Here is a 19,528-nt window from a genome sequence, read left to right on the forward strand (position 1 = left end):
CATCACACACCACAAGGAGGTGTTGTGGATAGCCGATATTTGATAGGTCACATCGTTGCGGACGGTTGGTATCTGGTACGCATCAGAGGCAGCCATCACCACTTCAAGCACCCGACAAAACCGGGGCTGGTGACGATTCCCCATCCAAAGAAGGACCTGTTGGACAAGACCGCCAAGAGCATTTTGAAACAGGCTCTGCTGAGTTAACCGTCCGTGGAGGACAACAGACATGCTTTACCCGATTGCAATTTCAACCGGCGACGACGACCACGCCTGGGGCGTGGAAGTCCCGGATATTCCCGGCTGCTACTCCGCCGGCGATGACCTGGACGACGCCATGGCCATGGCCCGCGAAGCCATTGAAGGACACTTCGAGATCCTGGCGGAAGACGGTGCACCGATTCCCAGCGCGCAAAAGGTCACCTTGCACGCCGCCAACCCTCAATATGCAGGTTGCACCTGGGCGGTGGTGGACATTGATGTCACCAAGTACCTGGGCAAGGCGCAGAAGCTGAACATCACGCTGCCCGGTTATCTGCTGAACCGCATCGATGAATATGTGCTGCACCACCCGGAAGAAAAAAGCCGTTCCGGCTTTCTGGCTTCAGCGGCACTTAAAGTGTTACAGCAGGACCACTGAACAAATCGAATTCAATCGCAAGAAACGTAGTTTCCAGTTGGGCGGCGTGGTCTAGATTCAACGCTACCCCGCCTACCCAGGAGCCCGCTCATGTCCTACGAATACAAGCTCATGCCTTCGCCTGTCGGCGTACTCACCCTCGTGGCGCGTGCTGGCAAACTCAGCGCCATCCTCTGGGCAGAAGAACGCGCCAACCGCGTGCGCCTGGGTGAACTGCACGAGGCCAATGACAGCCCGGTGTTGCTGGAGACCGAACGCCAGCTGCACGAGTACTTTGCCGGCAACCGCAACCAGTTCGAACTTGAGCTGGACTTTACCGGCACCGATTTTCAGAAGCAGGTCTGGCAGGCGCTGCTCACCATTCCCTTTGGCGAAACCCGCAGCTACAGCCAAATTGCCCAGCAGATCGGTAACCCTAAAGCCGTTCGCGCAGTGGGCGCGGCCAATGGACGTAACCCGATTTCGATCATTGCGCCGTGCCATCGGGTCATTGGCGCGTCGGGCGGCTTGACCGGGTTTGCCGGAGGGTTGAAAGCCAAGCAATATTTGCTCGCGCTTGAAGGTACTGGCCAGGTCGAATTGGCGTTTTAAGAAGCGTCGGTCAAATGTAAAAAGAAATTTCAAAGATTCCCTGCGGTCCATAACTTCATCACCCTTCCAAGGAAAACGGTCATGAAATTCTCCGCAGTCTCCCAATCCCTGTCCCGCTGGGCCGGCAGCCCGCGCACGTTCTACGCGGCAGTGGCGCTGATCCTGGCGTGGAGCTTGAGCGGGCCGTATTTCCACTACAACGACACCTGGCAACTGATCATCAATACCTCGACCACCATCATCACCTTCTTGATGGTGTTCCTGATCCAGAACACGCAGAACCGCGATAACGACATCCTGCATATCAAGATCGACGAGCTACTGCGTGTGTCCAAGGATGCACAGAATGCGGTACTTAGCCTGGATGGGCTGGATCGCAAGGAACTGGAAAAACTGCGCCAGGAATATCGCAGCATCGGCAACGCCGGCACGGTAAGCCTGAACAGCAGTTGTGGTCATGCCGCCGACGATGCGGCAGCGACCAAGACCGATTTGAACCAGGCATGAAAAAACGGCGGTTGGAGAAGATCCAGCCGCCGTTTTTTCAGTTCAGGAGACAGGCTCAACCGTCGCCTTGATGACCTTTGCCATAGGTCGACGCCAATTCACGGGCTTTTTGCAGACGCTCCTCCAGCTTGGGCAGCGTCTCATCGACCAGGGCTTTGATTTCCGGCACATCCGACGCCGCACCTTCCTGCTTGAACAGGGCGATGGCGTCTTCGTTTTCCTTCACTTGCTGCGCAGTGTAGGCCGCATCGAAGGAGTCGCCGTCCTTGAGTTCGGGCATCAGGGTTTCGGCTTTATCGACAATCTTTTCGCGCGGTGCCACGGGCAGGTCGAGCTTCTTGGCGATGGCCGCCAGGTGCTGGTTGGCCAGGGTGCGCTCGTTGATCACCTCGATGGTGTAGTCCTTGATTTCCTGGGACGAGGTCTTGGCGTGGGCCATGCGGCTGGTTTCGATATCGGCCATGCCTTTGGCCGAAGCCTGCTCGATGAATTCAGCAGGCGACTGGGCGAAAGCATTGCTGGCGCCGAGGCCCAGCAGCATCGCGAAACTGGCGGTGCGTAACCGGATAGCCATGCGGCTCATGATGGGTTCCTCCAGGGCAAAAATAGGGGCGGGGAATACACCCCGCCCTCATTTCGAATTTTGAGGGCGGTAAAGGTTTAGAAAAAACTTGTCAGTGCGACGAACGGTCATCACCGAATCAGGCGGGCTTGCCACCGTTGCAGTGTTCGCCCTCAATGGGCCGATCAGCCTTTATCGAGGGTGCGCAACTTCTGCGGCAGCCCCCACAGCAACAGCGCCGCCGCCAACAGCGCACACACACCGATCACGTAAAGCGCCGGGGTGGTGCTGCCGGTGAGGTCCTTGATCCGCCCTACCATCACCGGGCTGACAATGCCGCCGAACTGCCCGAGGGTATTGATCACCGCAATGCCTCCCGCCGCGCCTGCACCGGCGCCGGCCAGCAACTTGGGTGGCAGGGTCCAGAAGGTCGGGATCGAGGCGATGATACCCGCGCCCAACATGCCCAGGGCGATGATCAGGAAGGTGGTGTGGTCGGCAAAAATCCCGGCACTGAAAAAGCCTATCGCCCCCAGCACCACCAGGCCGCAGACAAACTTGCGCCGCTCGCCGGTGGCATCCGACAGCCGCCCGATTACCACCATGCTGATGGCGCCGCACACATAAGGAATCGCTGTGAGCAGGCCGATCATCACCGGGCTCTGGGTGCCGGCGCTGCGGATCAATTGCGGCGCCCAGAAGTTGAGGCCGTAGGACGCCACCTGAATCAGGAAGTAGATAAAACCGAGCATCAGGAACCCGGGGATGCGGATCGCCGACAGCAGCGAACCGCCGTGCTGGTTCGGCTCGTGCTTGGCGATACGGCTTGCCAGCAACGTCTTCTCCGCCGGCGTCAGCCAATGGGCGTCTTCGATGCGATCCTTGAGCAACGTCAGCACCAGCAAACCCAGGCCAATGCAAGGCAAGCCGCCGAGCAGGAACAGCCAGTGCCAGCCGCGCATTTGCAACACGCCGTCGAGGTGTTCCAGCACCAGGCCGGAGAACGGTGCACCGACCAGACCGGCAAACGCCGAGGCCAGGAACAACATCGACGTGATACGCCCACGGAAGTGCTGCGGGAACCATAAGGTCAGGTAATACAGCACGCCTGGCGCAAAACCCGCCTCCATCGCGCCGATGATGAAGCGCAGGCCGTAGAACTGCCACTCGGCCGTGACAAACACCATGGCCGCCGTCGCCAGCCCCCACGACATCATGATCCGCGCAATCCAGCGCCGGGCGCCGACCTTGTACAGCATCATGTTGCTCGGCACTTCGAAGATCACATAACCCACCACGAACAGCCCGGCGCCCAGGCCATAGGCGGTGTCGCTCAGGCTCAGGTCGGCTTGCAGCTGGAACTTGGCGAAGCTGATGTTGATCCGGTCAAAAAACGCGAACAGGTAGCACACCATGATCAGCGGCATCAGGCGCCAGGCGACCTTGCTGACCAGGGCTTTTTCGGCATTGATTTCTGCGGCCGGGCACGCGCCGGCCTGCAACGTATGAGTGCTCATGGTTTCTCTCCAGCGGGCTGCTCAGCGGCGCCCGATTGTTTTTGTTGTCTGGTACGGCGTTACAGCGTGGCGATGTAGGCCGGCGGCGCATGCAGGTCGCCGTTGCGCCCGGCCTTGGCGACCTGGCCGGGCAGGTCGTGGCCCAGCAGGGCCGGCAAGCGGCGGGACATGTGCAGCAGGTGCGGCAGATCGATCCCGGTGTGAATCCCGACTTCGTCGCACAGGTTCACCAGGTCTTCGGTGCAGATATTGCCCGACGCCCCCGGCGCAAACGGGCAGCCGCCCAAGCCGCCGAGCGCCGCGTCAAAGCGACGGGCACCGGCCTCATAAGCGGCCAGCACATTGCACAAACCCAGACCGCGAGTGTTGTGGAAATGCAGGGTCAGGTCACGGGCGGATACGCGCTGCAACACGCGCTTGACCAGGCGTTCGACCTGACGCGGATTGGCCATGCCCGTGGTGTCGGCCAGGCTGATGCCCTGGATGCCCAATTGGAGATAAGCGTCAACGATGCGCAGCACGCGGTCTTCATCGATCCTGCCCTCGAACGGGCAACCGAAGGTGGTGGCGATGCTGCCGTTGAGCCTTACCGGATGGTCGGCGGCAAAGCGCGTGATATCGCCAAACGCCGCCAACGACGCTTCACAACGCATACGCATATTGGCCAGGTTGTGGGTCTGGCTGGCGGACATCACCAGGTTCAATTCATCGGCGCGAGACGCGACGGCACGCTGCGCGCCCTTGAGGTTGGGGATCAGCGCCACGTAGATCACACCCGGTTTACGGTCGATGCCCTGGAACACCTGCTCGCCATCACGCAACGCCGGGATGGCCTTGGGCGACACGAATGAACCGGCTTCGATCCGTGAGAAACCAGCGAGGGAAAGCTGATCGATCAAGGCGATCTTGTCCGCTGTTTCGACCCAGGTCGGCTCGATTTGCAGGCCATCGCGCGGGGAGACTTCCTGCACGATCAGCGGGTCGCAATAGTCTGAAATCATTGCACCACTCCCGAGGTTTTCAGGCGTTGGATATCGGCACCGGCCAGGCCCAGGCTGCCAAGAATTTCGTCGGTGTGCTGGCCCAGGGTCGGGCCTTGCCAGTTCACGCCGCCTGGGGTTTCCGACAGTTTGGGTACGATGCCCGGCATCTTCACCGATACACCGCCGGGCAGCTCGGCATTGAGCAACATCTCACGCGCCTGGTAATGCGGGTCGCTGACGATATCCGCCACGGAGTAGATGCGTCCGGCCGGCACTTCGGCGGCTTCCAGGGCGCTGAGCACCTGCTCGATGGGCAGGTTGCTGGTCCAGTGGGTAATCGCGGCGTCGAGCAAACCGCTCTTGGCGGCGCGGCCATCGTTGTGGGCGAACTCGGGCGCTTCGGCCAGGTCGGCGCGGCCGATGGTGTGCATCAGGCGCTTGTAGATCGGGTCGCTGTTGCCGGCGATCACCACGTAGGCCCCGTCGGCGGTCAGGTAGGTGTTGGACGGCGCAATGCCCGGCAAGGCGCCGCCGCTGCGTTCACGCACATGGCCGAGCATGTCGTATTCCGGCACCAGGCTTTCCATCAGGTTGAACACGCTTTCGGCCAGGGACACATCGACAATCTGCCCATCGCCCTGGCCGGTCTTGACCCGCAGCAGCGACATCAGTGCGCCGATCACGCCGTGCAGTGAAGCCAACGAATCCCCCAGGCTCACGCCGACCCGCGCCGGTGGCGAGTCCGGGTTGCCGGTGGTGTAGCGGATGCCGCCCATGGCTTCGCCGATCGCGCCGAAACCCGGACGGTCGCGATACGGGCCGGTCTGGCCATAGCCGGAGATACGCACCAGGGTCAGCTTCGGGTTGAGAGCGTGCAGCACGTCCCAGCCGAGGCCGAGCTTTTCCAGGCCGCCGGGGCGCAGGTTTTCGATGAGCACGTCGGCGTCGCCGAGCAATTGCTTGATCAGGTCCAGGCCTTCCGGGGACTTGAGGTTCAGCGCCAGGGACTTCTTGTTGCGCGATTGCAGGTACCACCACAGCGACGTGCCTTCGTGCAGCTTTCGCCATTTGCGAAGTGGGTCGCCCTGGCCCATGGCTTCTATCTTGATCACCTCGGCGCCAAACTCGGCCATCAGCCGGGCGGCGAACGGCGCGGCAATCAGGGTGCCGATCTCGATCACCTTGATACCGCTCAGGGGAGCCGTCATCGGGTGTACCTCTTATTCTTGGAATGTGCGGCCAAGACTAGAGGGCCGATGCAGGAGAAATCCAACCGTCAGTTGGCAAGCAGCGTTCGCTAAACGCGAACGCTCAAATAATCGAACAACAATCGACTGACCGGTGACAGCTGGGTTTCATCGCGCACCACCAGGATCAGGCTGCGATCCGACCAATCGTCCGTCAGCGGTACGGCATGCAAACCCAGTGCGCGACCAAATAATTCATAGGCTTTCTGCGGCAGGATGCCGATGCCCATATTGGCCTGCACCATCCGACACATCGCATCAAACCCCGGCACGTGAATGCGCAGGCGCAGCAGCTTGCCCGCCTCGCGTGCAGCCGCGTGGGTGCGCATATTGATGGAGCTGGCGGCGTGCAGGCCGACGTAGTCGCTGTCGAGGGTTTCGGCGAAGGCCAGGCTTTCGCGGCTCGCCAGTGGATGATCCTTCGGCATCAGCACCACCAGTTTGTCGTGGCGATAGGTCACGCTGGGCAGGCCTTTGGTGTCGGTGTCACTGGAGCAGATCCCCAGGTCCGCGACGCCATCCAGTACGCCCTGCACCACGCCTTTGCTGGGGCGTTCTTCCAGATCGGTTTTGACTGCGGGGTGCAGTTCGGAAAAGTCCCGCAGGTCTTCCGGCAGGAACTCAATGATCGCCGACAGATTGGCCAACATCCGCACATAGCCGCGCACGCCATGGCTGTGTTCGCCCAGTTCCAGGCCCATCTTCTCGACGTTGAACAGCATCTGCCGCGCATGGTGCAGCAGGGTTTCACCGGCGGCCGTCAGGTCCATGCCCTTGGCCCGCCGCACGAACAGGCTCACGCCCAGCACCTGCTCCAGTTCCATCAAGCGCTTGCTGGCGGCGGACACGGCGATGGCTTCGCGGTTGGCGGCACGGGTCAGCGTGCCTTCCTCGAACACCGCGACGAACAACTGCAGCGTGATCAGGTCCAGCCGACGCACCAGACTCTTGTGCAGCATCAGCGACGCTCGCTGGCCAGCCGGTTGATCCCGGCCTGTTCCACCACCGGCTGCGGTGCGCCGTGGCTGGCCGCCTGCAACATGGCCCGGCCCACCGTCTCGGTACTCACTACCCAACCCGGTTTCAGCCGCCGTACAAACGACAGCAACGGCCCAAGCACGGAATAAAACCACTGATACAACGGCGTCTTCGAGCGCACGCCATGCAGCGGCTGGATCACCCCCGGCCGAAACACATACACCGCCTTGAACGGCAGGCGCAGCAAAGCGTTCTCGGTCTTGCCCTTGACCCGTGCCCACATCGACTTGCCCGCCTCGGAACTGTCGGTACCGGCGCCGGACACATAGATAAAGGTCATCTGCGGGTTGAGCCGCGCCAGGGTGCTGGCGGCGACCAGGGTGAGGTCGTAGGTGAGGTGGGTGTACCTGGCTTCATTCATGCCCGCCGATGAAACGCCGAGGCAGAAGAAACACGCATCAAAGCCTTGCAGCAGGTTTTCCAGGGGTTGGAAATCCAGCATGTCGCTGTGCAACACCTGGTGCAGCTTGCCGTGTTCCTGGGTCAGGGGCGTGCGACCGACGGCGACCACTTCCTGCACGTCGGCGGCCAGCAGGCACTCCCGCAGCACGCCCTGGCCGACCATGCCGGTGGCACCGAATAACAGAACTCTCATCCACTACTCCCTTCATCCCGCTGGTTTTGACTACCTGAGAGACAGGTCTTCGGAGGCTATCGTCACATTAGGCCCTTGCACTACCACCTTACTCAATATGGTGACAGGTGACTTCATCAAATCGTACGACGCCTCTGGGTATAGCTCGAAACACCACGATAAAAAACGCCTTGATCTCGTTACCCATTCAGTGCAGATGAATACACGCCAATGAAAATGGTAGGAAGTTACACACATCAAAATATCCGCCGACTGTCACCTCAAAAAGAAAGTCCTGACTTAACCTTCAAAAAAATTCCCATTAGTGTTATTTCTCTCCATCGCCAAGGACAGAAAAATGGAAAGCTCCAGGTCAACCAACAAATTCTCAAACTATAAAAAATCATTCAAACCTCCAACCAAGACTGGGAATCGGCCAAAGAAGGACTAACCTGTGAACTTAATGCAATCATCAAAAGCAACAACTGCTTTGTCGACCAATACGGCCGTGAACTTCAACATTTCTGCACCACCTCCTACCTCGGACTTGATTACAACCAGCAAATACTGGATGGCGCTATCGAAGGGATACTCAAAGCCAAGACCCTGCGAGTAGCGAACTCAAAAAATAGATGCAAGCTGGACATGCTCGAACAATATGAAACAGCGCTTTCAACGCTTTTCGACTCAATCTGTCTGAGCACCTTATCTTGCAGCGCGGCCAGCGCTGGATTACTGCCCTTACTTGCCAGCGGAGCGTTTACCAAAAACGTCCCCCCTACGATGATATTCGACAGACATTCTCACTATTCAATGAACTATATGAAGGCCTCCTGCGCGGATGAAACAGAAGTAATAACAGCGCCGCATAATGACATAGACTTCATTGAAGAATCATGTAAGAAACACAAGAAAGTCGCCTACGTAGCCGATGGCATCTACAGCATGGGTGGAAAAGCGGATATTGACGGTTTGATCTACCTTAAATCCCGCTATGGTCTATTTTTATATCTGGACGACTCGCATGCTCTGTCGGCTTTTGGGGAGAAAGGAAAAGGCTTCATCCGCCCTAATTTTCAAACGCTAGACGATCAAACCTTAATCGTTGCAAGATATGACCCATGAAACAATACGTTTATTTTGCTCAAGGTTCCTGAGTCTGATAGAAGAAAATAAACGTGCTCGCTGAATTACACACGTTTCAAAAATGAAGAGTTTCAAACGGCACGATTCATATAACCCGACTTCCGACGATTTGTTCAGAACTCACGCTGGCGGTTTCCTCGTCTTGAAAAATACCACCACCCTTGTCATAGCCTGCAGTGCCGCCTTCCTCGCCCAAGTCGGCATCAGCAGCTACCTGCCCGCCGTCCCCACGATTGCACATGCACTCCCCGCCGCCGAAGACCACGTCGCGCTGGCGCTGGCGATCTACTTGGTCGGCATGGCATTGCCGATGTTGCTGTGGGGCAGCCTGGGCGAACGCTTTGGGCGTAAGCCGGTGCTGTTGGCGGCGCTCTGCGTGTATGCGCTAGCGAGTGCGGCGATTCCCTCGGCGTTCAGCGTTGAAGTCTTCTTGGCGTTGCGGCTGGTTCAAGGGTTGGGGGCAGGCGGTGTTTCGGTGATGGCGCGGGTGTTGGTGCGTGACAGCTTCAGCGGTGCATTGCTGGCAAAAGCGTTGTCATGGCTGGGCATGACTTTCGTGATTGCTTTGGGCATCGGTCAATTCGTTGGGTCGTTGTTGCAGGTGGTCTTCGGCTGGGAGGCGATCTTCTACGGATTGGCGATTGGCGCAGTCGGTTTGATGCTGGTGTTGAACCGGGTGATATTCCCTGCACGGGTAAAGGTCGATACATCGGCATCTGCCTGGCGTATCTACGCCATGATCATGCAGCATCCGCCGTTTCTGCACGTGGCGTTGGTCGGTGGCCTGGGTTATGGGGTGATCATCGCCTTCAACACCTGCGCACCGTTGATTCTGCAAGGGCGTTTCGAGTGGAGCGCGGCGCAATATGGCTGGCTGGGTTGGCCAATCAGCGTGGCGTATCTGGCGGGGGCATTAATGGTCAATCGCTTCGTCGCTCGCACGGGGCGGCTGAAAATGATGGGTTGGGGCATGACCCTGGTTCTAACGGGAACGGCTGTGATGTTGCTGAGCAGTGTGTTTGCTGGCGGAATCGCTGTCTTGCTGTGGCTGCCTTACTGCGTGGCGGTGCTGGGGCAAGCGATGAGTTACCCGATCAGTTTGTCCCTGGCCAACGATGCCTCACCGGTGAGCGGCTCCTACGCCATGGCGTTGAGCGGCTTCATGCATCAGTTGATGGCCGCGTTGATCGGCGGCGTGGCGAGCCTGCTGGTGAGTCAACAGGCCTGGCCGTTGGCGGTTTTATGTGTGGTGTTGGCGGGCGCCGCATCGATATGCGTCGCCCGTTGTCGGATGGATTAAAACGCGCTGCGAAAGATCTCCTCGATCTGCCGCTGGTCCGCGCGGCGTGGGTTGGTGAGGCCGCATGCATCCTTCAACGCGTTGGTCGCCAGCAGTGGAATGTCCTGCAGTTTGGCGCCGAGTTCGCGCAACCCCGCCGGGATTTCGACGTCGTGGGCCAGGCTGCGAATCGCGGCGATGGCGGCCTGGGCGCCCTCTTCATCGGTGATGCCCTTGATGTCCGCACCCAACGCTCGGCCTACGTCGCTCAGGCGTTTGGCGCTGACGCTGGCGTTGAAGCTTTGTACGTGGGGCAACAACACCGCGTTGCACACGCCGTGGGGCAGGTCGTAGAAACCGCCCAGTTGGTGGGCCATGGCGTGTACGAAACCCAGGGATGCATTGTTGAACGCCATGCCGGCGAGGAACTGCGCGTAGGCCATGTTTTCCCGTGCGGCCTTGTCGGTGCCGTCGCGAACAGCCAGGCGCAGGTTGGCGCTGATCAGTTCGATGGCCTTGATCGCACAGGCGTCGGTGATCGGTGTGGCGGCGGTGGACACGTAGGCTTCGATGGCGTGGGTCAACGCGTCCATGCCGGTGGCTGCGGTGAGGCCCTTGGGCATGCCGACCATCAGCGCCGGGTCGTTGACCGACAGCAGCGGCGTGACGTTGCGGTCGACAATGGCCATTTTCACGTGGCGGCTTTCGTCGGTGATGATGCAGAAGCGGGTCATCTCGCTGGCGGTGCCGGCGGTGGTGTTGATGGCCACCAGCGGCAGTTGCGGTTTGCTCGATTGGTCGACGCCTTCGTAGTCGCTGATATGCCCGCCGTTGGTGGCGCACAGCGCAATACCCTTGGCGCAGTCGTGGGGCGAGCCGCCGCCCAGGGACACCACGAAATCGCAGGCACTCTGCTGCAACAGCGCCAGGCCTTTCTCGACGTTGTCCACATTGGGGTTGGGCTTGGCGCCGTCGTAGATCACCGAATCGATGTCCTGCATCGCCAGTTTCTCGGCGATCATGCTGGCTACGCCGGCCTTGGCCAGACCGGCATCGGTGACGATCAACGCCTTGCGAAAACCATAGTTGCGGATGGCGATCATGGCTTCGTCGAGGCAGTCGGTGCCCATGATGTTGACGGCGGGGATGAAGAAGGTGCTGCTCATGGTCAATCCTCAGAGGCTTTATGCCTACAGAATCAACCGATCACGCGGTCTGCATCTTGATCAGGATCAACGCTCGCTCGTGATAAAGTCACCGTCCAGCCGATTTCGAGTAGACCCGCCCCGATGAAGGATTTCCAGGATATAGACGCCCACCTTGAAGACTGGAGCGCACTGCGCGCGAGCCTCGACTTCAGCGGGATTCTGATCGGCAACGGCGCCAGCCGCACGATTTGGGAAGACTTTGCCTACGACTCGCTGTTCGAAAACGCTCGCACCGTCGAAGAAAAACCCCTCGGCCAATCCGAACTCAGCGTGTTCGATGCCCTGCAAACCCGCAGCTTCGAGCAGGCCCTGGGCGCGTTGAAGACCACCAGCCGGGTCAACAAGGCCCTGGCCGTCAGTTCGGCGGCACCGCGCAACCGCTATTACGCGATCAAGGAAGCGTTGATCAATACCATCCACGCCGTGCATATCCCCTGGCGCCTGGTGCAACCGTCGACGCTGGCGACCCTCAACACGGAGTTGCAGCACTACGCGACGGTGTTCACCAGCAACTACGACTTGCTCAACTACTGGGCGACCCTGCACGCGCCGGGCATCGACGATCTGTTCCGCAGCGCCGACGCCAGCTTCGACCTGCGCAACACCCGTACCGACGCCACGCGTATTTTGTACCTGCACGGCGGCCTGCACCTGGTGCGCAACCTCGACGGCACCGCGCGCAAACTGCCGACCACCGACAGCACCTTGCTCAGCAGTTTTGCGATCAACAACACCATCAAGACCCTGGACGATGTGCCGCTGTTCGTCAGCGAGGGCAAGGTGCAAGAGAAGCTCAAGACCATCCGCAGTTCGGATTACCTGTCGTTCTGTTATGAGCAACTGCTGAACCACCAGGGCGCGCTGTGCATCTTTGGCCACGAGCTGGGGGCGCAGGATCAGCACTTGGTGGATGCGATTCGCCAGGCCGATGTGACAACCCTGGCAATCTCGGTGTCGGGGCGCAGCGATGGGTTTATTCGTCAGCAGAAGCGGCGGTATTCGCAATTGTTCGACGGGGCTGGAGTGGCGCTGAAGTTCTTTGCGGCGCGTACCCATCCATTGGGTAATCCGGCGCTGTCAGTCCCTGTCGAACGCTGATCACTCTTCGCCGCTGTGCACCACCACCAATAGCTGCGCCTGCACCGGCCCCACCGAACGCAACCGATGGGGCTTCTGCGCATTGAAGTGCAATGCATCGCCCCGCTCCAGGATCACCCGTTCATTCATGAAGTCCACCTCCACCTGGCCTTCATGCACGAACAGAAACTCTTCGCCCAGATGCTCCTTGAAGGTCTTGTCGGTGAACTCCGCCGGCGGATAGATGATGAACGGCAGCAGGCTGCGTTCACTGACCTGATGGGCCAGCACCGCATAACCGGGCGAGGTGTCGGGCCGCTCATGGCTGCGCACCAGGCTGTAGCTGTCCAGGCTGACGCTGTCTTCGCTGAACAGTTCCTCGACCTTCACGTTCAATGCCTTGGCCAGTTTCAGCGCGGCGGCAATCGATGGCGTGTTGAGCCCGCGCTCGACCTTGGACAGATAACTCTTGGTCATCCCGGACTTTTCGGCCAGGGCCTCCAGGGTGACGCCAAGTTTTTTTCTCAATAATTTCAAACGGATAGACATGCGCTGCGGTTAATCCATGCAGTAAGCGATGAGCTGTGCTTGCCAATGACACAAAGTGTCATATAGCATCTTTAGTGTCATTTGCCTTCACCCAACGACCTTGCGAGCAGCGGGAGACAGCAAATCCGACGTCCATTGAACCCTCCAAAGGACACCGATATGGCCAAGACATTAGCACTCCCGAAAGACCAACTGGTCAAGCAAGCGCTGACCCAGATGCAAAACACCCTGGCGGATAATACGTGGACCGACCGGCAAAAGCTGGCGCTCACGTGTCGCATCCTGTTCGAGAACGGCCACGACTCCGGCCTGGCCGGGCAGATCACCGCGCGCGGGCCGGAACAGGGCACCTATTACACCCAGCAACTGGGCCTGGGGTTTGACGAGATCACCGCCAGCAACCTGTTGCTGGTGAACGAGGATCTTGAGGTGCTGGAAGGCCACGGCATTCCCAACCCGGCCAACCGTTTTCACAGCTGGGTGTACCGTGGGCGGCCGGATGTGAACTGCATCATCCACACGCACCCCACGCACATCGCCGCGCTGTCGATGCTGGAAGTCCCGTTGCAGGTGTCCCATATGGATCTCTGCCCGCTGTACGAAGACTGCGCGTTCCTGGAGACCTGGCCGGGTGTGCCGGTGGGCAACGAAGAAGGTGAAATCATCACCACGGCTTTGGGTGACAAACGCGCGATCCTGCTCTCGCACCACGGCCAGTTGTCCACCGGGGCGAGCATCGAGGAAGCCTGTGTGATCGCGCAGTTGATCGAGCGCGCGGCCAAGTTGCAGTTGCTGGCGATGGCGGCCGGCACCATCAAGCCGATCCTGCCGGCGCTGGGTCGCGAGGCCCATGCCTGGATTTCCCGGCCCAAGCGCCATGGCGCCGCGTTCAACTACTACGCACGGCAGAACCTGCGCCAACACGCCGATTGCCTGAACTGATCTGCCCTTTTTCGACCGGAGACTTTCCATGTCCAGCCCAACCATCCACGGCATCATCGGCTACACCATCACCCCGTTCAGCGCCGACGGCCAACGCATCGACCTCGACGCCCTGGGCCGTTCCATCGACCGCCTGATCGCCAGCGGCGTACACGCCATCGCGCCGTTGGGCAGCACTGGCGAAGGCGCCTACTTGAGTGATGCCGAGTGGGATGAAGTCAGCGCCTACAGCCTGGCCAAGATTGCCCGGCGCATACCGACCATCGTCAGCGTGTCCGACCTGACCACCGCCAAGGCCGTGCGCCGCGCGCGCTACGCCGAGGCCAATGGCGCCGATGCGGTGATGGTGCTGCCGGCGTCTTACTGGAAGCTCAGCGAAGCGGAAATCCTCGCCCACTACGCCGCGATCGGCGACAGCATCGGCGTGCCGATCATGCTCTACAACAACCCGGCCACCAGTGGCACGGACATGTCGGTGGACTTGATCCTGCGCATCATCAAGCAAGTGGCCAACGTGACCATGGTCAAGGAGAGCACCGGGGATATCCAGCGCATGCACCAGTTGCATCGCCACAGCGACGTGCCGTTCTACAACGGCTGCAACCCGCTGGCGCTGGAGGCCTTCGTGGCGGGCGCCAAGGGTTGGTGTACGGCGGCGCCGAACCTGATCCCACAGCTGAACCTGGACTTGTACGACGCGGTATTGAGCAATGATCTGACCCGGGCCCAGGCGCTGTTTTACCGCCAGTTGCCATTGCTGGAGTTCATCCTCAAGGGCGGGTTACCGGCGACAATCAAGGCCGGGCTGCGGTTGACCGGGCTGGAAGCGGGTGATCCACGGTTGCCGGTGTTCCCATTGGCTGAAACAGCACGCAATCAATTGAAGGCGCTGCTGGACGTCGCCTGAAAAAACGCCCCGGTTCTTGCGAGCCGGGGCATTTTGGTTTTCGCGACACTTTCAAGTCTTGTCTTTGATCGTGGTCGTCGGGCCATTGGCCTTTACGCTTGCAATGCCATTGTCCCGTGCCGCTGTCGAGGAATACTGCTCGCTGGTACCAATCACTTGGTGATTGGCAGCCTTGAGGTTAAAAAACGGCTGGCCATTGCTGGCCACTTTTTTCTCATAGCGCTCGTCATGCGGGCTGTTGGTCTGCACGGAAGCAATACCGTTTTCGGCTGCGTTGCGGGTGACGTAAAGCTCGCTGGTCAAAATGGTTTCTGCGTTCGCCGCCTTCAACTCGAAACGGAACTGCCCGTTGCCGCTTTTGCTCAACTCATACCATCCAGCCATGACTCTCTCCTTATCAAGTGGGATTTTGTTCACCTGCTTGTAGGATTAAGGTCATACCCGGCTGATTACCAGCCATGAACTCAGTGAACTGTCATTTATCCGAATGACAAATGACAATAGTTCTCGATATCATTCGCGACTTTTCCACGTCGTGCTTCGTCAAGAAGGATATCCATGTCTCGTCCCAAGCCCGACCCGTTGTCGGCCGATGCCTTTCGCGGGTTTTATACAGACATCCTGTATTTCCTGCGCAAACGCACGGGCAACGCCAGCGACGCGGCGGACATGACCCAGGATGTCTTCACACAGTGGCTGGACTACCGCGACCGGGCCAAGGTCGAGCAGCCACGGGCGTTTCTGTTCCAGATGGCGCGCAACCTGCTGCGTGATCACTGGCGCAAACAGAAGGTACGGCACACCGTCCACTCTGATCAGGCCGAAATGGATGCGGAGCCTGTCACCGACGAGCAAAACGACCCCATGGCCGCCGCGCAACGCTTGCAACGCCTGGAACAGTTGAAAGAAGTCCTCGCCGAACTCTCGCCCCGCAGGCGAGAAGCCCTTATGCTGCACCGCTTCGAAGGCCTGAGCCAGGCGCAGATCGCCGAGCGCATGGGCATTTCGACCAGCATGGTGGAAAAGCACATCGCTTTTGCCCTGCTGCATTGCAAGCGACGCCTTCAACACGAACCGGGCACGGAGCAGCCAGAATGAACCGCCTGAGCGACACTGAAGTGCAGGACATCGAAGACAGCGACGCCATCGATGCCCAAGCCGCCAGCTGGTTTGCGCGCAACCGCAATGGCGTGGGGCGTGCCGAGCGAAAAGCCTTTGCCGCCTGGCAGGCCGAGCCCGCCCATGCCCGCGCCTATGCCGAATTCGAGCAACTATGGGCAGACCTGGCCCAATTGCAGCAACTGAACAAACCCATGGCGCTGCCCAAGCGCAAACCGTCGGTGTGGCGCCCTGCCCTGGCCGTGGCAGCCGCGTTGCTGTGCGCGGTGTTGGCTACCCCTATCGGCGCCCCCCGCGAGCTGTATCACACCCAGGTCGCGGCCCATGCCAAAGGCATGCGCCCCCTCAACCTGCCCGATGGCAGCACCTTGTATGTGAATGCCAACACCCGCGTACGCGTGGATTTCACCGCGCACCAGCGCATCCTGCACCTAGACAAGGGCCAGCTGTACATCGAAGTGGCCGCCGACAAGGAACGGCCGCTGTTCGTGCAAGCCGGCGAGGCCAATGTGCGCGTGGTCGGTACCGGCTTCGATGTGCGCCGCAGCCAGCAGCAACTGGTGGTCAGCGTCGCCCATGGCCAGGTCGCCTTCGAGCCGGACGCGAAAAGCCCCATCACCCTGCTGGGCGCCCGGCAACGTGCGATCTTCAGCTACGCCAAGGGCACATTGCAGCAGCAGACCCTCGCCCCCGAAGAGGTCGCCGACTGGCGCAGTGGTCACCTGGCGTTTCGCAACCGCGAGCTGGCCAGCCTGGTCGATGAGTTGAGCCTGTATCGCCCCCAGGCGCCACTGCAGGTCAGTAACACCGTGGCGCATCTGAAAGTCTCGGGCAATCTGGATGTGAATGATCCCGACGCCCTGCTCAACGCCCTGCCCGCCTTGCTGCCGGTGAAAACGGTGATGTCGACCGACGGCATCGTGAGGATCGAACCGAGCAAATAAACCCACTGAATTCTTATTTGAGAATATTTTGCATTCGCAGGTGTGGATTTTTTCAGCTGCACCGTCTTCCTCCGGTCTGAGTTCGATACGCACACCTTTTCGGCCAGTTGGCCATACCGGGGGATTTCATGTTTCGCGCGCCTTGCCACGCTTCGCACCTGTTTCTTCGACCGACCCTCATCGCCAGCTGCCTGGTATTGAGCCTCAGTGCCCAGGCCGAGGCATTCACGCTGCCAGCCCAGGCGCTGGCCACATCCCTGAGCCAGGTGGCGCAGCAGGCTCAGATCCAGTTGCTGTTCGACGAAGAGCTGCTCAAGAACGTGCAGGCGCCCGCGCTCAACGGCGACTTTACGCCGGAAGTGGCGATTCGCACCCTGCTGAAAAACGGCGAGTTCACCCTGATCAAGGTTGGCAGCACTTATGTCGTGCGCCCCGATGAGGGCAAGACCACCAACAGCGGCGCAATCCAACTGGACGCCTTGAGCGTGATAGGCACTGGTACCGAGGTCGACTCCAGCACCGTCGGCCGCTCGACCCTGAGCCAGGAAGACATCGACCGCTACCAGTCCAACAACATCCCCAGCCTGCTGCAGACCCTGCCCGGCGTGAGCCAGGGCGGTTCGCTGAAGCCTGGCGGCCAGACCATCAACATCCGTGGTTTTGGCGATGCCGAAGACGTGCCGCTGACCGTCGATGGCGCCACCAAGAGCGGCTTTGAGCGCTATCAACAAGGCACCGTATTCATCGAGCCCGAGCTGATCAAAAGCATTGAGGTGGAGAAAGGCCCCAACTCGCCATTCACTGGCAACGGCGGTTTCGGCGGCACGGTCAACATGACCACCAAGGACGCCCCCGACCTGCTCAAGGACGGCCGCAACAGCGGTGCGATGCTCAAATACGGTTACTCCAGCAACGACCACGAGCAGGTCTACAGCAGCGCCGTGTATGGTCGCACCGACGACGGACGCTTTGATGCCCTGGCTTACCTGACCCAACGCGACGGCGACGACATGAAGGTGGCCGCCAAATTACCCAACGAGAACAACCAATACCCGATCAACCCCCAGCGCCTGCCGAACTCCGCCCAGAACGTCGACGGCAAGCTGTTCAAGGTCAACGCCCACTTCACCGAAGAGCACGCCGTTGGCTTGTCCTACTCGCGTTCACACAGCGACCGTTGGACACCGTTTTCTGCCGCCAGCTATCCCACGCCACCCACCCAGGCGAATATTGACCGCTATGGCTACGAAGCGGCACTCAAGCGTTTTCTGGCCCACCGCGACACCGTCGACACCACCTGGTCCGGCAAATATGAATACACCCCGCTGGACAACCCGCTGGTGGACCTGACCGTCAAGTACTCCCAGTCCAACACCGACCAGACCGACGAACGCGACGCCACGGCGTTTTTCCAACTGGCCACTGGCGGGCGCAAGATGGACACCGCCTACACCGACAAGAACCTCGACATACGCAACGTCAGCCTGTTTGATACAGGTCCCTTGCAGCATGCCGTCACGGTCGGCGGCCAAATCCGCAAGCACATCCGCGAAACCGAGATGTGGATGCCGGGTACCACGTACAACACCCCACGCTATAACTATGGGCATTTCCAGCCAGGCTTCATGCCCCATGGCAAGGTCGATACCAACAGTTTCTTCGTACAGGATGCCGTCACGCTGGGCGACGTCACCATCACGCCATCGATGCGCTACGACCATGTCCGCAACCGTGGCGAAGCCAACGATGCGCCGTACTACAGCAATCCCGACCCGTCCTTCGGCCACGATTACAGCGACCGCACCTACACCGGCTGGTCGCCGCGCCTGGCGGTGTTCTGGACCGTCAACCCGAACCTGGGGCTATTCGCCAACTGGAGCAAGACCTGGCGTGCGCCGGTGATCGACGAGCAGTACGAAGTTCAAGGCCTGGGCAACCGCACCGCCACCAGCGTCGACCTCGACCCGGAACGCATCACCTCGATCAGCGTGGGCAGCGTCAGCAGCTTCGACAACCTGATCGCTCATGACGACAACCTGCAGCTGCGCACCACCTTCTTCCACAACAAAGTCGAAGACGAGATTTTCAAGGCCACGGGTGTCGGCTGCCAGAACCAGGCCATCAATGGCGGGACCATCTCCACCGCCTGCCCGCCGGGGGCCATGTCCAACTACCGCAACATCGGCGGGCTGACCATCAAGGGCTTCGAGCTCGAATCGTTCTACAACTCCACCTACCTGTTCGGCTCGGTATCGTTCGCTTATGCCAAGGGTGACCACGAAGGTGCGTACACCAACCCGTGGGGCCCGGACGTGGCCGCGCGCGATATTCCGCCGACCAAATGGGTGCTGGTGGTGGGCACCAATATTCCGGCGTGGGATGCCCAGGTCGGCTGGACGGGCCAGTTCATCGGGGCAACCACACGTTTGCCCAGTGATAAATACTCCGGCGGCCCTGGCAGTAGCGTGGGGGATCTGTTCTACGACCAGTACGGCAACAAGCGCTACAACACCCAGGGCCTGTTCGCCAAATGGAAACCCCAACAGGCTTATCTGAAAGGCACCGAGGTGAACTTCACCGTGGACAACCTGTTCAACAACAACTTCCGCCCGGCACTGAGCGGCGACCGCGCCTACACCAAGGGCCGTGATGCCAAGGTCAGCATCACCCGCTTCTTCTGAAAAACTGTACGGATAAA

Annotated in this window: 20 protein-coding genes and 1 pseudogene; 12 read left to right on the top strand and 9 right to left on the bottom strand. The window is 60.0% G+C overall.

Features of this window, described 5'->3' with window-relative positions; all coding sequences use genetic code 11:
* The first annotated feature begins 24 nt into the window (after positions 1-24).
* From BM110_RS01445 to BM110_RS01460, 4 genes are all read left to right on the top strand, one after another.
* Positions 25-207 (top strand): type II toxin-antitoxin system HicA family toxin, encoded by a 183-nt coding sequence (locus BM110_RS01445; RefSeq protein WP_003189411.1) that lies wholly within the window; start codon positions 25-27, stop codon positions 205-207.
* Positions 208-229: 22 nt separating this feature from the next.
* On the top strand, positions 230-640 hold the full coding sequence (locus tag BM110_RS01450) for a type II toxin-antitoxin system HicB family antitoxin (RefSeq protein ID WP_071488915.1): 411 nt from the start codon (positions 230-232) through the stop codon (positions 638-640).
* Positions 641-730: 90 nt separating this feature from the next.
* Positions 731-1,231 carry a methylated-DNA--[protein]-cysteine S-methyltransferase gene (locus BM110_RS01455; RefSeq protein WP_092241352.1) on the top strand — a complete coding sequence of 167 codons (501 nt, stop codon included), beginning with the start codon at positions 731-733 and terminating at the stop codon, positions 1,229-1,231.
* Positions 1,232-1,312: 81 nt separating this feature from the next.
* Positions 1,313-1,738, top strand: a complete 426-nt coding sequence (locus tag BM110_RS01460) for a low affinity iron permease family protein (protein ID WP_092241350.1) — start codon at positions 1,313-1,315, stop codon at positions 1,736-1,738.
* A 55-nt stretch (positions 1,739-1,793) separates the two neighbouring features.
* On the opposite strand, the gene BM110_RS01465 is transcribed toward BM110_RS01460, so the two are convergent.
* From BM110_RS01465 to BM110_RS01490, 6 genes are all read right to left on the bottom strand, one after another.
* The gene (locus tag BM110_RS01465; RefSeq protein WP_071488912.1) at positions 1,794-2,321 is read right to left on the bottom strand and encodes a DUF4142 domain-containing protein; all 528 of its coding nucleotides are present in this window, start codon (positions 2,319-2,321) and stop codon (positions 1,794-1,796) included.
* A gap of 164 nt (positions 2,322-2,485) precedes the next feature.
* Entirely contained in the window at positions 2,486-3,817 is a 1,332-nt protein-coding gene (locus BM110_RS01470) for an MFS transporter (protein WP_093512095.1), read from the bottom strand.
* Between the two features lie 59 nt (positions 3,818-3,876).
* Positions 3,877-4,818 carry a hydroxymethylglutaryl-CoA lyase gene (locus tag BM110_RS01475; RefSeq protein ID WP_093512097.1) on the bottom strand — a complete coding sequence of 314 codons (942 nt, stop codon included), beginning with the start codon at positions 4,816-4,818 and terminating at the stop codon, positions 3,877-3,879.
* Positions 4,815-6,008: a CaiB/BaiF CoA transferase family protein gene (locus BM110_RS01480; RefSeq protein ID WP_093512099.1), complete on the bottom strand. Its 1,194-nt coding sequence runs from the start codon at positions 6,006-6,008 to the stop codon at positions 4,815-4,817. Before BM110_RS01480 ends, BM110_RS01475 begins: the two co-directional genes overlap by 4 nt.
* Positions 6,009-6,097: 89 nt before the next feature.
* Positions 6,098-7,006, bottom strand: a complete 909-nt coding sequence (locus BM110_RS01485) for a LysR family transcriptional regulator (protein WP_092241342.1) — start codon at positions 7,004-7,006, stop codon at positions 6,098-6,100.
* The gene (locus BM110_RS01490; protein WP_093512101.1) at positions 7,006-7,680 is read right to left on the bottom strand and encodes an NAD(P)H-binding protein; all 675 of its coding nucleotides are present in this window, start codon (positions 7,678-7,680) and stop codon (positions 7,006-7,008) included. The genes BM110_RS01485 and BM110_RS01490 overlap by 1 nt, the downstream gene beginning before the upstream one ends.
* A 337-nt stretch (positions 7,681-8,017) precedes the next feature.
* On the opposite strand from BM110_RS01490, the pseudogene BM110_RS29710 reads away from it, so the two are divergent.
* Both BM110_RS29710 and BM110_RS01500 read left to right on the top strand, forming a co-directional pair.
* A pseudogene (locus tag BM110_RS29710) lies at positions 8,018-8,769 on the top strand (2-amino-3-ketobutyrate CoA ligase); the annotation flags it as partial.
* Positions 8,770-8,947: 178 nt separating this feature from the next.
* Positions 8,948-10,105 (top strand): MFS transporter, encoded by a 1,158-nt coding sequence (locus BM110_RS01500; protein ID WP_093512103.1) that lies wholly within the window; start codon positions 8,948-8,950, stop codon positions 10,103-10,105.
* On the opposite strand, the gene yiaY is transcribed toward BM110_RS01500, so the two are convergent.
* Positions 10,102-11,250, bottom strand: a complete 1,149-nt coding sequence (gene yiaY / locus BM110_RS01505) for an L-threonine dehydrogenase (RefSeq protein WP_093512105.1) — start codon at positions 11,248-11,250, stop codon at positions 10,102-10,104. The two genes, BM110_RS01500 and yiaY, sit on opposite strands and share 4 nt — an antisense overlap.
* A gap of 123 nt (positions 11,251-11,373) precedes the next feature.
* Between yiaY and BM110_RS01510 the strand changes: the two genes are divergently transcribed.
* Positions 11,374-12,390, top strand: coding sequence for a DUF4917 family protein (locus tag BM110_RS01510; RefSeq protein ID WP_092241332.1), 1,017 nt, complete (start codon positions 11,374-11,376; stop codon positions 12,388-12,390).
* On the opposite strand, the gene BM110_RS01515 is transcribed toward BM110_RS01510, so the two are convergent.
* On the bottom strand, positions 12,391-12,918 hold the full coding sequence (locus BM110_RS01515) for a helix-turn-helix domain-containing protein (protein ID WP_071488902.1): 528 nt from the start codon (positions 12,916-12,918) through the stop codon (positions 12,391-12,393).
* Between the two features lie 159 nt (positions 12,919-13,077).
* On the opposite strand from BM110_RS01515, the gene BM110_RS01520 reads away from it, so the two are divergent.
* Together BM110_RS01520 and BM110_RS01525 are read left to right on the top strand one after the other, a co-directional pair.
* Positions 13,078-13,860, top strand: a complete 783-nt coding sequence (locus BM110_RS01520) for an aldolase (RefSeq protein ID WP_071488901.1) — start codon at positions 13,078-13,080, stop codon at positions 13,858-13,860.
* Positions 13,861-13,888: 28 nt separating this feature from the next.
* Positions 13,889-14,767, top strand: coding sequence for a dihydrodipicolinate synthase family protein (locus BM110_RS01525; RefSeq protein ID WP_093512108.1), 879 nt, complete (start codon positions 13,889-13,891; stop codon positions 14,765-14,767).
* Between the two features lie 51 nt (positions 14,768-14,818).
* Here BM110_RS01525 and BM110_RS01530 read toward each other — a convergent pair whose 3' ends face one another.
* Positions 14,819-15,151, bottom strand: coding sequence for a YegP family protein (locus tag BM110_RS01530; RefSeq protein ID WP_092241326.1), 333 nt, complete (start codon positions 15,149-15,151; stop codon positions 14,819-14,821).
* A 174-nt stretch (positions 15,152-15,325) separates the two neighbouring features.
* On the opposite strand from BM110_RS01530, the gene BM110_RS01535 reads away from it, so the two are divergent.
* The 3 genes from BM110_RS01535 (at position 15,326) to BM110_RS01545 (ending at position 19,511) form a co-directional block, all read left to right on the top strand.
* On the top strand, positions 15,326-15,865 hold the full coding sequence (locus tag BM110_RS01535) for an RNA polymerase sigma factor (RefSeq protein WP_093512111.1): 540 nt from the start codon (positions 15,326-15,328) through the stop codon (positions 15,863-15,865).
* The gene (locus BM110_RS01540; RefSeq protein ID WP_093512114.1) at positions 15,862-16,830 is read left to right on the top strand and encodes a FecR family protein; all 969 of its coding nucleotides are present in this window, start codon (positions 15,862-15,864) and stop codon (positions 16,828-16,830) included. The genes BM110_RS01535 and BM110_RS01540 overlap by 4 nt, the downstream gene beginning before the upstream one ends.
* A 128-nt stretch (positions 16,831-16,958) precedes the next feature.
* Positions 16,959-19,511, top strand: a complete 2,553-nt coding sequence (locus BM110_RS01545) for a TonB-dependent receptor (protein ID WP_093512115.1) — start codon at positions 16,959-16,961, stop codon at positions 19,509-19,511.
* Positions 19,512-19,528: the final 17 nt, after the last annotated feature.

Origin of the sequence: Pseudomonas sp. NFPP28 (assembly GCF_900115535.1) — a bacterium.
In the GTDB taxonomy this organism is placed as follows: domain Bacteria; phylum Pseudomonadota; class Gammaproteobacteria; order Pseudomonadales; family Pseudomonadaceae; genus Aquipseudomonas; species Aquipseudomonas extremorientalis.